This window comes from Cupriavidus sp. 01L45 (assembly GCF_056399885.1).
The window spans coordinates 50,356-65,139 of record NZ_JBFTSG010000039.1 but is presented as its reverse complement, the minus strand read 5'-3'; the positions used below and the strand labels follow the sequence as shown (position 1 = coordinate 65,139).

Annotated in this window: 12 protein-coding genes; 1 reads left to right on the top strand and 11 read right to left on the bottom strand. The window is 64.5% G+C overall.

The genetic code is table 11. From position 1 onward, the window contains the following. Positions 1-106: 106 nt before the first annotated feature. Positions 107-2,491, bottom strand: a complete 2,385-nt coding sequence (gene ppsA, locus AC1DT6_RS25330; RefSeq protein WP_441631975.1) for a phosphoenolpyruvate synthase — start codon at positions 2,489-2,491, stop codon at positions 107-109. A gap of 337 nt (positions 2,492-2,828) precedes the next feature. Here ppsA and ppsR point away from each other — a divergent pair, with 337 nt between their 5' ends. Next, a complete protein-coding gene (gene ppsR, locus AC1DT6_RS25325) occupies positions 2,829-3,644 on the top strand; it encodes a posphoenolpyruvate synthetase regulatory kinase/phosphorylase PpsR (RefSeq protein ID WP_045241570.1) in 816 nt (271 codons plus the stop codon). Between the two features lie 124 nt (positions 3,645-3,768). Here the strand turns inward: ppsR and AC1DT6_RS25320 are convergent, their stop codons facing one another. From AC1DT6_RS25320 to ispC, 10 genes are all read right to left on the bottom strand, one after another. Further along, positions 3,769-4,551 carry a TrmH family RNA methyltransferase gene (locus AC1DT6_RS25320; protein WP_045241476.1) on the bottom strand — a complete coding sequence of 261 codons (783 nt, stop codon included), beginning with the start codon at positions 4,549-4,551 and terminating at the stop codon, positions 3,769-3,771. Continuing rightward, positions 4,548-5,252, bottom strand: coding sequence for a ribonuclease HII (gene rnhB / locus AC1DT6_RS25315; RefSeq protein WP_441631977.1), 705 nt, complete (start codon positions 5,250-5,252; stop codon positions 4,548-4,550). The genes AC1DT6_RS25320 and rnhB overlap by 4 nt, the downstream gene beginning before the upstream one ends. Further along, complete coding sequence (lpxB, locus tag AC1DT6_RS25310) at positions 5,252-6,460, bottom strand: lipid-A-disaccharide synthase (RefSeq protein WP_441631979.1); 1,209 nt, start codon at positions 6,458-6,460, stop codon at positions 5,252-5,254. The genes rnhB and lpxB overlap by 1 nt, the downstream gene beginning before the upstream one ends. Before the next feature lie 14 nt (positions 6,461-6,474). Continuing rightward, the gene (lpxA, locus tag AC1DT6_RS25305; protein ID WP_276290202.1) at positions 6,475-7,278 is read right to left on the bottom strand and encodes an acyl-ACP--UDP-N-acetylglucosamine O-acyltransferase; all 804 of its coding nucleotides are present in this window, start codon (positions 7,276-7,278) and stop codon (positions 6,475-6,477) included. Between the two features lie 205 nt (positions 7,279-7,483). After that, the gene (gene fabZ / locus AC1DT6_RS25300) at positions 7,484-7,936 is read right to left on the bottom strand and encodes a 3-hydroxyacyl-ACP dehydratase FabZ (RefSeq protein WP_477114988.1); all 453 of its coding nucleotides are present in this window, start codon (positions 7,934-7,936) and stop codon (positions 7,484-7,486) included. Then, on the bottom strand, positions 7,933-9,039 hold the full coding sequence (gene lpxD / locus AC1DT6_RS25295; RefSeq protein WP_477114987.1) for a UDP-3-O-(3-hydroxymyristoyl)glucosamine N-acyltransferase: 1,107 nt from the start codon (positions 9,037-9,039) through the stop codon (positions 7,933-7,935). The genes fabZ and lpxD overlap by 4 nt, the downstream gene beginning before the upstream one ends. A 35-nt stretch (positions 9,040-9,074) precedes the next feature. After that, complete coding sequence (locus tag AC1DT6_RS25290) at positions 9,075-9,602, bottom strand: OmpH/Skp family outer membrane protein (protein ID WP_276290204.1); 528 nt, start codon at positions 9,600-9,602, stop codon at positions 9,075-9,077. Between the two features lie 36 nt (positions 9,603-9,638). Then, positions 9,639-11,972, bottom strand: coding sequence for an outer membrane protein assembly factor BamA (gene bamA / locus AC1DT6_RS25285; RefSeq protein ID WP_276290205.1), 2,334 nt, complete (start codon positions 11,970-11,972; stop codon positions 9,639-9,641). A gap of 98 nt (positions 11,973-12,070) precedes the next feature. Next, entirely contained in the window at positions 12,071-13,462 is a 1,392-nt protein-coding gene (gene rseP / locus AC1DT6_RS25280) for an RIP metalloprotease RseP (RefSeq protein WP_477114986.1), read from the bottom strand. Positions 13,463-13,600: 138 nt separating this feature from the next. Beyond that, the gene (gene ispC, locus AC1DT6_RS25275; RefSeq protein ID WP_441631986.1) at positions 13,601-14,779 is read right to left on the bottom strand and encodes a 1-deoxy-D-xylulose-5-phosphate reductoisomerase; all 1,179 of its coding nucleotides are present in this window, start codon (positions 14,777-14,779) and stop codon (positions 13,601-13,603) included. Positions 14,780-14,784 lie beyond the last annotated feature (5 nt).

Below are 14,784 nucleotides of genomic sequence, written 5' to 3'. Positions count from 1 at the left end.
GCACGGCCGCGGCCAAAACAAAAAACCCCCGCGGCGCCAGAGCGCCTGCGGGGGTTAGGAACACCTGGCGCAGGGCCGGTGTACCGCTATTGTGACGTCAAATGCTTCAGGAGGCCAGTTGCTTCCAGGTATCGATCACGGAATCGGGATTCAGCGAAATCGACTTGATGCCTTCCTTGGCCAGCCACAGCGCAAAGTCCGGGTGATCGGAAGGACCCTGGCCGCAGATGCCGACGTACTTGTCCAGGCGCAGCGCGGTGGAAATGGCACGCGACAGCATGAACTTGACCGCCGGGTCGCGTTCGTCGAAGTCCTTGGCCAGCAGTTCCATGCCGGAGTCGCGGTCCAGGCCCAGCGTGAGCTGGGTCAGGTCGTTCGAGCCGATCGAGAAGCCGTCGAAATACTGCAGGAACTCTTCGGCCAGGATGGCGTTGGACGGCACTTCGCACATCATGATGACGCGCAGGCCGTTTTCGCCGCGCTTCAGGCCGTGCTTGGCCAACAGGCCGATGACCTTCTCGGCCTGGCCCAGGGTCCGCACGAACGGCACCATGATCTCGACGTTGGTCAGGCCCATGTCGTCGCGCACGCGCTTCATGGCCTTGCATTCCATCTCGAAGGCTTCGGCGAAGTCTTCGGAGATGTAGCGCGAGGCGCCGCGGAAGCCCAGCATGGGGTTTTCTTCATCCGGCTCGTAGCGCGAGCCGCCGATCAGCTTCTTGTACTCGTTGGACTTGAAGTCCGACAGGCGCACGATGACCGGCTTCGGGTAGAAGGCCGCGCCAATCGTGGCGATGCCTTCGGCCAGCTTGTCCACGTAGAAGGCGCGCGGGCTGGCATGGCCACGGGCCACGCTTTCCACTGCTTTCTTCAGGTCGGCGTCGACTTGCGGGTAGTCGAGGATGGCCTTGGGGTGGACGCCGATATTGTTGTTGATGATGAACTCGAGGCGAGCCAGGCCAACGCCCTGGTTCGGGATCTGGCAGAAGTCGAAGGCCAGTTGCGGGTTACCGACGTTCATCATGATCTTGACGTCGATTTCCGGCATCTCGCCGCGCTGCACTTCGGTCACTTCGGTCTCGAGCAGGCCGTCGTAGACGCGGCCTTCGTCGCCCTCGGCGCACGACACCGTCACCAGCGTGCCGTCCTTGAGCAGGTCGGTGGCATCGCCGCAACCGACCACGGCGGGCACGCCCAGTTCGCGTGCGATGATGGCCGCGTGGCAGGTACGGCCACCACGGTTGGTCACGATGGCGGCGGCGCGCTTCATCACCGGCTCCCAGTTGGGATCGGTCATGTCGGCAACCAGCACGTCACCGGGCTGCACGCGTTCCATTTCGGACGGGTCATTGATCACACGGACGCGGCCGGTGCCGATCTTCTGGCCAATGGCGCGGCCGCTGGTGAGCACGGGCGCGGTGCCCTTGAGCTTGAAGCGCTGCTCTGCCTTGCCGGCGGACTGGCTCTTCACCGTTTCCGGGCGGGCCTGCAGGATGTAGATCTTGCCGTCGCGGCCGTCCTTGCCCCACTCGATGTCCATCGGGCGGCCGTAATGCTTCTCGATGATCATCGCGTACTTGGCCAGCTCCGACACATCGGCGTCGGTGATGGAGTAGCGGTTGCGCAGTTCGATGGGTACGTCGACGGTCTTGACGCGGCCGGCTTCGCCCGGCGCGGTGAATTCCATCTTGATCAGCTTGGAGCCGATCGAGCGGCGAATGATGGGGTACTTGCCCGCTTGCAGCGTGGGCTTGAAGACGTAGAACTCGTCCGGGTTGACCGCGCCCTGCACCACCGTTTCGCCCAGGCCGTAGCTGGAGGTGATGAAGACGACATCGGGGAAGCCGGATTCGGTGTCGATGGTGAACATCACGCCTGCGGCGCCCACATCCGAGCGCACCATGCGCTGCACGCCGGCGGACAGCGCGACGATGTCGTGCGCGAAGCCCTTGTGCACGCGATAGGAAATGGCGCGGTCGTTGTACAGCGAGGCAAACACGTGGCGGATCTTGTCCAGCACATCGTCAATGCCGCTGACGTTGAGGTACGACTCCTGCTGGCCGGCGAACGATGCATCCGGCAGGTCTTCGGCGGTCGCCGACGAACGCACGGCGAACGAAGCCTCGGCGCCTTCGCGCTCTTCGGCACGCGCGTAGAACTCGCGGATTTCCTTTTCCAGGCGCGGCTGGAACGGCGCTTCGATAACCCAGTTGCGGATCTCGGCGCCGGCTTCGGCCAGGGCCTTGACGTCGTCGACGTTGAGGGCCTTGAGGCGATCGGAAATGCGCTGGGTCAGGTTGCTGTGGGCGAGGAAATCGCGGAAAGCCAGCGAGGTGGTGGCAAAGCCACCGGGCACCCGCACGCCGGCTTCGGCCAGCTGCGAGATCATCTCGCCGAGCGACGAATTCTTGCCGCCCACGGTTTCCACATCTTCCTTGCGCAACTGCTCGAACGGCAGCACGTATGCGCCGTCAATTGCCGGGTTGTTCATAAAAGCCTCAAAACAAAGTAAGAAACCTGTTGCTGACGCCCGGAATATTGTTGGAGTTCTGCTACCGGACGGATCGCTTGGCTAAACAACCCCAGCGTTGTCACGATCGGCGCGCGATCGTGATTGCTGCAGCGCACATTGTTGACAATTCGTGCCCGAATCGTTGCACCAACAGCGCTGGTGGAATTGCTTAGCGAAAAGATCGCCGCTATTCTACCGTGCCGCACCGCACTTTCGCGGAGCGCGGATTCAAAAATATTGTCCTAACATGTCCCAGCCCGACGCTCCCATTGCACCGCAGGAACCCCAGGAACCGCGTACGGAGGAGCGCCCCGCCATCCGTACGGTCTTTATCGTCTCCGATGGTACCGGCATCACTGCCGAGACCTTCAGCCACTCGATCCTGGCCCAGTTCGAGATGCGTTTCCGCAAGGTGCGCATGCCTTTTGTCGACACGCCCGAGAAAGCACATATCGCGGTCGGCAAGATCAATGAGGCCTTCTACGCGGAAGGGGTGCAGCCCATCGTCTTCACCACCCTGGTCAACCAGGAGTCGAACAAGGCGATCCGCCGCGCCAAGGCCATGATACTGGACATGTTCCAGACCTTCATCGAGCCGCTGGAGAAGGAACTCGGCCTCAAGTCCACCCATGCGATCGGGCGCTTCCACCAGAACGCCGACACCGAGGCTTACCAGAACCGCATCGAGGCGATCAACTTCTCGCTCGCGCATGACGACGGCCAGTCGCACAAGAACCTGGCCGAGGCCGACATCATCCTGGTCGGCGTTTCGCGCAGCGGCAAGACCCCGACCAGCCTGTACCTGGCCATGCAGTACGGCCTCAAGGCGGCCAACTACCCGCTGATTCCCGACGACTTCGAGCGCGGCAAGCTGCCGAGCGCCCTGTATGCGTTCAAACCCAAGATCTTCGGCCTGTCGATCAATCCGCAGCGCCTGGCCGAGATCCGCAACGAGCGGCGGCCGGGCAGCAAATACGCGGCGCCGGAAAACTGCCGGTACGAGGTCAATGAGGCCGAGGCCATGATGCGTCGCGAGGGCATCAAGTGGCTGTCGTCCACGCACAAGTCGATCGAAGAGATCGCCACCACGATCCTGCAGGAGATCAAGGTGGATCGGGATAGCAATTATTGAGAAGGCAGCCGGCGCGCCGAACGAAGCTGAACGGTGCGCCTAAGCCGCCCGATGCCTCTGCCGGTGTTGATTCCTGCCGCCCTCAGGGGGCGTGAGAAACAATCCGCCCGTGGGCCTTACAGCATCAACCGGGCCGCCGCTGCCGCACCGCCTCGAACAGGCAGATCGCCGTAGCCGCCGCCACATTCAGCGATTCCAGCCCGCCCGGCTGCGGAATGCCCACCGTGCGGCTGACCCTGGCCATCCACTCCGGGCTGACGCCCGCGCCTTCATTGCCCACCACCCAGCCCACCGGACCACGCAAATCGGTGTCGAACACGGCCGCCTGGGCATGCGAGGATGTCGCCAGCAGCGGCACCGCCAGGCGCGGCGCCAGCATGTCCAGCGTGCAGTGCTCGACGATATTCAGGTGGAAATTGGCACCCATGGCCGCACGCAAGGTCTTGGTGGACCAGGCGAAGGCGCTGCCCGTGACGAGGAACGCATGGCCGATGCCCGCGGCGGCCGCGCTGCGCAGGATCGAGCCCACGTTGCCGGCATCCTGCACGCCGTCCAGGATGATGCAATCGGTATCGATATGCGATGGCAGGTGGCCGGACGGCGTCTCGATAACCAGCATCAGGTCGATGCCGTTGACCACGCCGGCAATCAGGTCGAACAAGGCGTCCGCCAGCAGTACCACGCGTTCGGGCGCGATCTGCCTGAGCAGCGGCGCCACCTCGGCGTGATCGTAGTGCCGCTCCGACACCACGCACTGCACCGGCTGGCCCAGCGCATCCAGGTAGGCCTGCGCAAGATGCACGCCATCGAGCACCGATTGCCCGGCCTTGCGGCGGGCATGCGTGGAGCCCGTCAGGGCCTTGAGATGCTTGAACAGCGCGTTGTCGCGCGACGTGACGTGCTTCACGATACCTGCTCCGGGAAAGACGACGGCGGCAGGCCGGCGGCAGGCGCGATGCGCCCTTGCGCGATGGCCTCGCGCACCGGCGCGAACGAGCGCCGATGGTGCGGCGTGGCGCCGTGCTGCGTGAGCGCGGCCAGGTGCTGCGGCGTGCCGTAGCCCGAGTGGGCGTCGAAGCCATACTGCGGGTACGACGCGTGCAGCGTCAGCAATTCACGATCGCGCGCCACCTTGGCGAGGATCGACGCCGCCGATATCGCCTGCACCTTTGCATCGCCCTTGACGATGGCCTCGACCGCAAAGCGCACCTGCGGGCAGCGGTTGCCGTCGACCTGCACCAGGTCTGGCTCCAGACCGGCATCCGCCAGGCCGTGCACCGCGCGCTGCATGGCCAGCATGGTGGCGTGCAGGATGTTGATGGTGTCGATCTCTTCCACCGTGGCGAAGGCGATATGCCAGCCCAGAGCGCGTTCGCAGATCTGCTCGAACAGCGCCTCCCGGCGCAGGGCGGTCAGCACTTTCGAGTCGGCCAGGCCCTTGATCGGACGCTCCGGATCAAGCACCACGGCAGCGGCATAGACGGGGCCGGCCAGCGGACCCCTGCCCGCCTCGTCCACGCCACACAGGTGGCGGACCTGCGCGGCGGTGTCGGCGAGGTCGAAACCAAGTTGGGCCGGATTGCCCTTGGCAGCGGGACGGCGCGCCATTACCCGCCCCTGCGCTGCCGGATCAGGCCGGCGACCACCTCCGAGGCGATCTCGGCGGTATTGCGTTTAAGGGTCTGGTGCATCTGGGTAAAATGTTCGCGCAGGAACGCGGTATTGCCATCGTCGTTCAACTGCAGCAACGTCTCGCGCGCCAGCGCCTCGGGCGTGGCGTCGTCCTGCAACAGTTCGGGCACGACAAAGCGCCCCGACAGGATGTTGGGCAAGCCCACATACGGCAGGTACCCCTGCCGCTTCATGATCTGCGCGGTCAGCCAGGGCACCTTGTACGAGATTACCATCGGCTTCTTGTACAGCGCCGCCTCCAGCGTGGCGGTGCCGCTGGCCAGCAGGATCACGTCGGCGGCTTCCATGGCAAGGTGCGACTGCCCGTCGATGACGGTCAGCGGAATCTGCGGATACTGCTGATGCAGGCCCTTGACGATCTCGCGCAGCGGCGCGCTGGCGACCGGCAACACGAAGGCAAGATTGCCGTCCATGCCGTGCATGCGTGCCATGGCGTCGAAGAACGTCGCCCCAAGGTTGCGCACCTCGGATTGCCGGCTGCCGGGCAACACCGCCACCACGCGGGGCCCGGCCGGCAGGCCCAGCCGCGCGCGCGCGCCCTGCGTATCCGGCACCATCGGGATCACGTCAGCCAGCGGATGGCCCACGTAGGTAGCGGGAATGCCTGCCCGGGCGTAGATCTCCGGTTCGAACGGGAACAGGCACAGGATGTGATCGACCGCGCGTGCGATGGTACGGATGCGTCCGCCCCGCCATGCCCAGATCGAAGGACTGACAAAATGCACCACGGGAATGCCGGCACGGCGCAGCGGCACTTCCAGCCCGAAGTTGAAATCCGGCGCATCCACCCCGATGAAGCACAGCGGCGGCTGCGCGATCAGCTGTTCCCTGATGGCGCGGCGCGTGGCCAGGATCTCGCGCAGCGAGCCCAGCACCTCCACATAGCCGTTGACCGAGAGCGTATCCATCGGCCATTGCGACTCGAACCCCTGCGCCATCATGCGCGGCCCGCCAATGCCGGCGTAGCGAACGGTTTCGCCGAGCCGGGCCTTGAGCCCGCCCATCAGCAGTGAAGCCAGCAGATCACCCGAGTTCTCGCCGGCCACCATGGCAATGGTGCCGCGCGTACCCGCGCCTGCTACGTCCCGCGTGGCACCCGTGGCCGGTAGGACACCGTCGACCATGGCGTGGGCCGGCTTCAGCGCACAATGCCGCGCTGCGTGGCGGCAATGAAGTCGAGGAAACCCTGCAGCGGCACCTTGGCGCTGCCTTCGGCATGCGCGATCAGTTGCGCGATCTCGTTGCGGGCGGCTTCGAAGCTCAGGTCGGACTTGTACAGTACCTTGTAGGCCTGGCGCAGGGCCGCGATCTGCGCGGCGTCGAATCCACGGCGGCGCATGCCTTCCACGTTGATGCCGTGCGGCGTGGCCTTGTTGCCGCCCTTGTCGCCCGCGGCGATCACGAACGGCGGCAGGTCCTGCACCAGTGCCGAGGCGCCGCCCAGCATGGCGTGGTCGCCAATGCGCACGAACTGGTGAACCCCGCTCATGCCGCCAAGGATGGCCCAGTCGCCCACCTGCACATGGCCGGCAATCTGCGCATTGCTGGAAAACACCGTATGGTTGCCCACCCGGCAATCGTGCGCGATGTGGACATAGGCCATGATCCAGTTGTCGTCGCCGATACTGGTCACGCCCTGATCCTGCACCGTGCCGGTGTGGATGGTGGTGAACTCGCGAATGGTATTGCGATCGCCGATCACGAGCCGGGTCGGCTCGTTGCGGTACTTCATGTCCTGCGGCGTGCCGCCAACCGAGGCATATGGCCCAATGCGGTTATCCGCGCCGACGGTCGTATGCCCTTCGATGGTCGTGTGCGCGCCAACCTGGGTACCGCTGCCAAGGCGAACGTTGGGACCAACGATGGAAAACGGCCCGACGGTCACGTCGGCTGCAAGCTCGGCCTTCGGGTCGACCAGTGCGCTGGGATGGATTTGCGTCATGCGTCCTGTCCTATGGTCTGAGATTGAAAAGTTGAACGATCGAAACAATGAACCAACACGTCCAAATTCGCTTTCAGGGTGTAGCTAGCGGCCGTCAGGTGGTGCCGCCCCCAGCGCAGGAACCGGCACGTACATGGGTACGCGAGGGTTCCGAGCAGCGGACGGTGCCGCATGGCGGCCGCGCGGTAGCCCTGAATGCGAATGTTCAGGCGTCGGCTTGTTTGACGGTGCACATCAACTCAGCTTCGCAAGCCACCTTCTCGTCGACGGTGGCAAACGCCTTGAACTTCCAGATGCCGCGGATATAGCGCTCTACGGRTACGGTCATGTGCAGCTGGTCGCCCGGCGTCACAACCTGCTTGAAGCGCGCGCCRTCGATGCCGACGAAGTAGTAAAGCGAGCCTTCCTTGCGCTCCATGTCGGCGCCAAAGGTCAGCAGGCCGGCCGACTGCGCCAGCGCTTCAAGGATCATCACGCCCGGCATCACGGGGTGACCCGGGAAATGGCCCTGGAAGTACGGCTCGTTCATGGTGACGTTCTTCAGCGTTTTGATACGCTTCTGCGGCTCCAGTTCAAGCACGCGGTCTACCATCAGGAACGGGTAACGATGCGGCAGCAGCTTGAGGATCTTGCGGATGTCGATATCGACGGCGTTCATGATTTTTTCTCTTCGGTATGCTGGATAGAATTGCCGGCGTCCTGGCCTTGCAGGCGTTTTTCGAGCTGGATCACGCGCTCGCGCAATTTGCTCAGCCCTCGCAAGGTGGCCGCGGTGCGTTCCCAGTCGCCATGCGGCTGGACCGGGAACACGCTGGTGAAATGACCGCCGGGCTTGGTAATGGATTTAGTGATCGACGTGCCACCGGAAACCGTGGTGCGGTCGGCAATGTTCAGATGGCCGGCAAAGTTGGCCGAGCCCCCGATGACGCTAAAGCGGCCGACCTTGGTACTGCCGGCAATCGCCGCGCAGCCCGCGATCACAGTATGCGCGCCCACGCGCACGTTATGCGCGATCTGCACCTGGTTGTCGAGCTTGCAGCCGTCCTCGATGACCGTATCGGCCATGGCGCCGCGATCGATCGCGGTATTGGCGCCCACCTCGACATCGTTACCCAACACCGCGCGGCCGGTCTGGGGAATCTTGACGTACTCCACGCCGCCCGGGCCGATGTCCGGGGCAAAGCCAAAGYCATCGGCGCCCAGCACCGCCCCGCTGTGCAGTATGCATCGCATGCCCACCACGCATTGATGATAGATCGAGACATTGGCGTAGATCAGCGTGTCGTCGCCAATCCGCGCCCCGGTACCGACAAAGCCGTTGGCCAGGATACGCACCCGTTCGCCTAGCCGTGCCCCGCTCTCGATCACCACATTGGGCCCGATAAAGCACGAAGCCGGCACTACGGCATCCGGCGCCACGCTGGCGCGCGGGTCGATGCCGGTACGATGGTCGGTATTGGCACGGCGCTCGAAGCCCTGCGCGATACGTGCAAAGCACACGTAGGGATTGCGCGCGACCAGCCAGTTGCGGCCGTCGGCCTGGCCTTCAGCCCGGATGCGCTCGAGGTCGGCTGCGGACACGATCACGGCACCGGCGCCGGACGCCAGCGCCTGTGGCAGGTACAGGGGGTTGGAGAGGAACGAGAGCTGGTCGGAGCCGGCCTGGTCGAGCGGCGCGAGGCCGCGCACGGCGAGGTCGGGATCACCCACAACCTGCGCGCCGGTATCGGTGGCGAGCTGACCCAGTGTGGGTGTTTGCATGGCAGTACTTCCTTGGACTGTGAAAACAGGCAGGCTTACTTGCTGCCGGCGTTCAGCGCTTTCATCACATCGTCGGTGATGTCGATGCGAGGATTGACATAGACGGCTTCCTGCACGATCAGGTCGTACTTGCGCTGTTCTGCAAGCTGGCGGATCACGCGGTTGGCACGCTCGAGCACCTGGGCCAGTTCCTCATTGCGGCGCTGGTTCAGGTCCTCGCGGAATTCGCGTTGCTTGCGCTGGAATTCGCGGTCGAGATCGGCGACTTCGCGCTGACGGCGTTGGCGGTCGGCGTCAGCCAGCACGGCAGTGTCCTTGTCGAGCTTGTCGGCCATGCCCTTGATCTTCTGGGCCATGTCCTGCAGCTCGCGGTCGCGCTTGGAGAATTCCTGTTCCAGCTTGACCTGGGCCTGCTTGGCAGGCACCGAGTCACGCAGGATACGCTCGGAATTCACCGCGGCAATGCGTGCTTCCTGCGCCATGGCGGGCGCGGCAGCCAGCAGCGCGCCAGCCGTCAGCGCGGCGGCCGTCAGGCTCTTGATCAGTGGGAATGTTGTTTTCATGAATACGTTCCTCAATCTTCTATTCTCTATTCTCGCTCAGAACGCGGTACCGATCTGGAACTGGAAGCGCTGTACCTTGTCGGTCTCATCCTTCTTCAGCGGGAAGCCCACGCTGATCTTGAGCGGACCGATCGGCGACAGCCACGACATGCCCACACCCGTCGAATACTTCAGCTGGCTGAACAACAGCGGCGTGCCTTCCTGGTACACGTTACCAAAGTCGAAGAAGGTGAACAGGCGCAGCGTCCGGTCCACGCCCGAACCCGGCAGCGGGAAGATGAACTCGACGTTACCAATCATCTTGGAGGCGCCGCCAGTCGGGTTGCCGTTCTGGTCCTTCGGGCCCAGCGTGCTGGTCTGGTAGCCGCGAACCGAGCCGATACCGCCGGCGTAGAAGTTCTTGAACACCGGGAACGGCGTGTTGCCATAGCCATGACCGTAGGCCACTTCACCGTTGAAAGCCATCGTGAAGGCTTTCGACAGCGGATAGAAATACTGCTGCTGGATACTGGCGCGATAGTACTGCGTATCGCCACCGGGCACGCCCACTTCAAGGTTGGCCTGCGTGTAGGGTCCCTTGGTCGGGACCAGCGCGCTGTCGCGCCGGTCGCGGGCCCAGCCGATCGTGAACGGGAAGTTGTTGATCGGGTCGCCGCTGTTTTTGCCGATCTTCGTCAGCCACTGGGTGTACTGGATCGGCGTGTTCACCGAGGTGTAGACCTGGCTGCGCTCGTAGCCGATACCGAAGAACACCGTATCGACTTCCGAGAACGGCACGCCGAACTTGAAGCCACCGCCCATCGACACGATCTTGTAGTCCTGGTCGCCGGTGTAGTACAGCGGCCGCGACGTACGATAGTAAACATCGGTCGAGCGGCTGATGCCGTCGACCGTGAAGTACGGATCGTACTGCGTCAGCGAGATGGTGCGGAAGGACTTCGCGGTGTTGACGTCCAGGCCCAGGCTGGTACCCGAACCGAACACGTTGTCCTGGCGCAGGCCGGCCTGCAGCACCAGCTTGTCCGTGGAGGAGAAGCCCAGGCCCAGGCTGATCTGCCCGGTCGGCTTCTCGGTCACGTTGACGTTCACATCGACCTGGTCGGGCGCGCCGGGCACGTCCTCGGTCGTGATGTTGGTATCGGTGAAGTAGCCGGTACGGTTGATACGCGCCTGCGACTGGGTCAGCTTTTCGCTGTCGAACCACGAGCTTTCCATCTGGCGCATTTCGCGCCGCACCACTTCATCGCGGGTCTTGCTGTTGCCCACCACGTTGACGCGGCGCACATAGACGCGACGGCCCGGATCGACCATCAGGGTCAGCGCGACCTCGCGCTTTTCCTTGTCGATCTGCGGCTGCGGATTGATGGTGGTGAACGCATAGCCGTAGGTGCCCAGCAGATCGGTAATGGCCTTGGTGCTCTGGGTCAGCTTCTCGGATGAAAAGACCTCGCCCTTCTGCAGCTTGAGCAGCTTTTCCATCTCGGCCTGCTTGCCGAGCAGTTCGCCTGCCAGGCGGATGTCCGACACCTTGTACTGGTCGCCTTCCTTGATGTTCAGCGTCAGGAAGATGTCCTTCTTGTCCGGCGTGATCGACACCTGGGTCGATTCGATGGCGAACTCGAGGTAGCCGCGGTTCAGGTAATACGAACGCAGCGATTCCAGGTCGGCAGTGAGCTTCTGCTTGGAATACAGGTCGTTCTTGGTGTACCAGGACAGCCAGTTCGGGGTCGACAGCTGCATTTCATCGCGCAGCGTGCTTTCCTTGAAGGCCTTGTTGCCGACGATATTGATCTGGCGGATCTTGGCCACCGGGCCTTCGTCGACATTGAACACCACCGACACGCGATTGCGGTCGACCGGGGTGATCGTGGTCTGAACGTCGGCGGCATAGTAGCCGCGCGCCACGTACTGGCGCTTGAGTTCCTGCTCTGCCTTGTCGATCAGGGCCTTGTCGTAATACCGGGCTTCGGCCACGCCCACCGCGCGCAACGAGCGGCGCAGGGTGTCCTTGTCGAACTCCTTGATGCCGACGAATTCGAGCTGGGAAATGGCGGGACGCTCTTCCACCTGGACCACCAGCACGCCGTCCTCGGAACGGATCTGGACGTCCTTGAAGAACCCGGTGTTATACAGGGCACGAATGGCGTCCGCGCCCTTGTCGTCGCTGAAGGTCTCGCCGACCTTGACCGGCAGGTAGCCGAACACCGTACCCGGCTCGACCCGCTGCAGGCCCTCGACACGAATGTCCTTGACGACGAATGGCTCCGCGGCCCAACTCACTGGGGTCCAGGCCGCGATGATGGCACTCGCCAGCACGCCCAGCGAGATGCGCTTATGTCTGATCAATCTTGATCCCCTCTTTGATTCCATGCAGGATTGGGCTCCGATGCTTCACGGGGCTGCGCCTTGGCTCAGCATCCGGCGCGTGGTGCCAGTGACACCGACACGCCGCTGCCGGCAACCTACGTCTAGCCGCGCGCAAGAAACAGCCGGCTGACGTCGTTGAACAAGGCGAGCGAAGTCAGGAGCAAGACGCAGGCGATGCCGACCTTCTGCAGCACAGCCTGCCAATGGTCTGGTACGGGCCTGCCAGTCAAAAATTCAACGCAATAATACAGCAAATGACCCCCATCCAATACCGGAATAGGTAACAAATTCAATACACCGAGGCTAACACTGACCAACGCCAGGAAGCCGACAAAGGGCTGCCATCCGAGGTGGGCGGCACGCCCGGCGTAGTCCGCCACGGTCAGCGGCCCGCTCAGGTTTTGCAGCGACGCCTGCCCCACCAGCATCTTGCCAAGCAGCTTGAGCGAGAGCGCGCTGGTGCTCCACACCTGCCCGATGGAGCGCGTCAGCGCTTCGACCGGCTGGTAGCGCACGGTCTCCATCTCGACCGCCTGGCTCAGCGCGGCACCCAGCTTGCCGGTGCCAGCCGCGGGTGCGCTGGCACCCTCGGCGGCGGGCACCGTGTCGAGTTTCACCGGCACGTCCAGGCGTCGCCCGTCGCGCTCGATGCCGAGCGTGACCTCCGCGCCGGGCCGCGCCCTGACGCCACGGATCAGTTCGCCGGCCTGGGTAAGCGCTTGTCCTTGCCAGGCCACGACGCGGTCGCCCTGGCGCAGGCCGGCGCGTTGCGCGGCGGAATCCGGCAGGACCTCGGTAATGGTGACCGGACCGCCCTTGAGGGCCAGCCCCAGCGTGGCAAGCGGATCCTGCTCCGGGTTGCCGCCAGTATTCGGCAAGCGCGGCAGTTTCACATCGCGCTCAGCGCCGTCGGCCGCGYGCACGTGCAGCACCGCGCTGGCGTCGCCGAATCCCTGCGCGAATATGGCCATGCGCAGGTCATTCCAGGAACGCACCTGCTCGGTCTCGCCGTTGGCCTGCAACGCGAGGACGCGATCGCCCTCCCGCAAGCCCGCCTCTGCCGCGGGCGTGCCTGCGGACGGCGCCGCGACGATGGGAGCCGCCTCTCGCATGCCGCCGGCAAACAGTACGAAATACAGCACCACCGCCAGGGCAAAATTGGCCAGCGGCCCGGCCGCGACAATCGCGAAACGCTTGCCGACCGGCTGCCGGTTGAACGCGCGCGGCAAATCCGCCGGATCAATGGGCGCGTCATGCTCTGGATCGCTCTCGCGCTCGTCGAGCATCTTGACATAGCCCCCGAGCGGAATCGCGGCGATGGTCCATTCGGTGCGATCGCGCCCCTTGGACACCCAGCGCAGCAGCGGCCGGCCGAAGCCGATCGAGAAACGCAACACCTTGACTCCGCACAGGCGTGCGGCCAGGTAGTGCCCCATCTCATGGAAATAGATCAGGATGCACAGGGCAGCGACGAAAGCGATTACGGTTTGCATGGCTGGCAGCTTGTCGTCAGGGGCTTACCGCCCCGATGGCACAAAGGACACACCGGGCGTCAGGCCCGGCAACCGGCGGTCCGGCATTTGCCGGAACACCGCTATTGTCGCCGATCCCGGCATCGCCCCCCGCCGGTTTCAGCACGAGCCGGCGCTATCCAGCAAGGCGCCGGCGCGGCGGCGCGCCTCGCGGTCGGCGTCCAGCACGCCCTCCAGGGTGTCGGCGCTGCCTTGCGTGGCCTGCCCGAGCACATCGCCCACAATGCGCGCGATGTCGGTGAACCGTATCCGACCTTGCAGGAACGCATCGACCGCGACCTCGTTGGCCGCGTTCAGGATCACCGGTGCGACCCCGCCCGCGCGCAGGGCGTCGAACGCCAGGCCGAGGCAGGGAAAGCGCACGAGGTCCGGGGTTTCGAAGGTGAGCGCGCCGGCGCGGGTGAGATCCAGCGGAGAAACGCCGGCGCGCATGCGCTCGGGATACGCCAGCCCGTAGGCGATCGGCGTGCGCATATCGGGGTTGCCGAGCTGGGCCAGCACCGAACCGTCGGCGTAGGACACCATGGAATGCACGATGCTCTGCGGATGGATCAGGACTTCGATGCGCTCGGCGGGCGCGGCGAACAGCCAGTGCGCCTCGATCACCTCCAGCCCCTTGTTCATCATGGTGGCGGAGTCCACCGAGATCTTGCGGCCCATCACCCAGTTAGGGTGGGCGCAGGCCTCGTCGGGCGAGATATCGCGCAGCGTGGCCGGGTCGCGGGTCCTGAAAGGCCCGCCGGATGCGGTCAGCACGATCTTGGACACACCCGCGCGGAAACGTGGATCGTCGGCCGGCAGGCATTGGAAGATGGCATTGTGCTCGCTGTCGATCGGCAGCAGCGTGGCACCATGCTCGCGTACGGCATCCATGAAGAGCCGGCCCGACATCACCAGCGCTTCCTTGTTGGCCAGCAGCACGCGCTTGCCGGCCCGCGCCGCGGCGAGCGTGGGGCGCAGCCCGGCAGCGCCGACGATGGCGGCCATCACCGAATCGACCGCCGGATCCGCCGCGACCGCTTCCAGCGCCGCCTCGCCGTAGCCAACCTCGGTCTTGACGCCATCGGCCCGCAGCAGCGCTTCCAGCTCGCCAGCGGCCTGCGCGGTGCCCACCACGGCATGGGCCGGGCGGAACTCGCGGCACAGGGCGGCCAGCTTGTCGACCTGCCGGTGCGCCGTCAGCGCATGCACGGCATAGCGTTCGGGGTGGCGCTTGACCACATCAAGCGTGCTGTCCCCGATCGAGCCAGTGGCACCCAGTACGGTAATACGACGCATATCAG

What these genes read in the sequence shown, in the direction of transcription:
- ispC (WP_441631986.1), bottom strand. Translation starts at nt 14,779, where the DNA reads ATGCGTCGTATTACCGTACTGGGTGCCACTGGCTCGATCGGGGACAGC.
- lpxB (WP_441631979.1), bottom strand. Translation starts at nt 6,460, where the DNA reads ATGGTCGACGGTGTCCTACCGGCCACGGGTGCCACGCGGGACGTAGCA.
- lpxA (WP_276290202.1), bottom strand. Translation starts at nt 7,278, where the DNA reads ATGACGCAAATCCATCCCAGCGCACTGGTCGACCCGAAGGCCGAGCTT.
- ppsA (WP_441631975.1), bottom strand. Translation starts at nt 2,491, where the DNA reads ATGAACAACCCGGCAATTGACGGCGCATACGTGCTGCCGTTCGAGCAG.
- bamA (WP_276290205.1), bottom strand. Translation starts at nt 11,972, where the DNA reads ATGGAATCAAAGAGGGGATCAAGATTGATCAGACATAAGCGCATCTCG.
- AC1DT6_RS25290 (WP_276290204.1), bottom strand. Translation starts at nt 9,602, where the DNA reads ATGAAAACAACATTCCCACTGATCAAGAGCCTGACGGCCGCCGCGCTG.
- rnhB (WP_441631977.1), bottom strand. Translation starts at nt 5,252, where the DNA reads ATGGCGCGCCGTCCCGCTGCCAAGGGCAATCCGGCCCAACTTGGTTTC.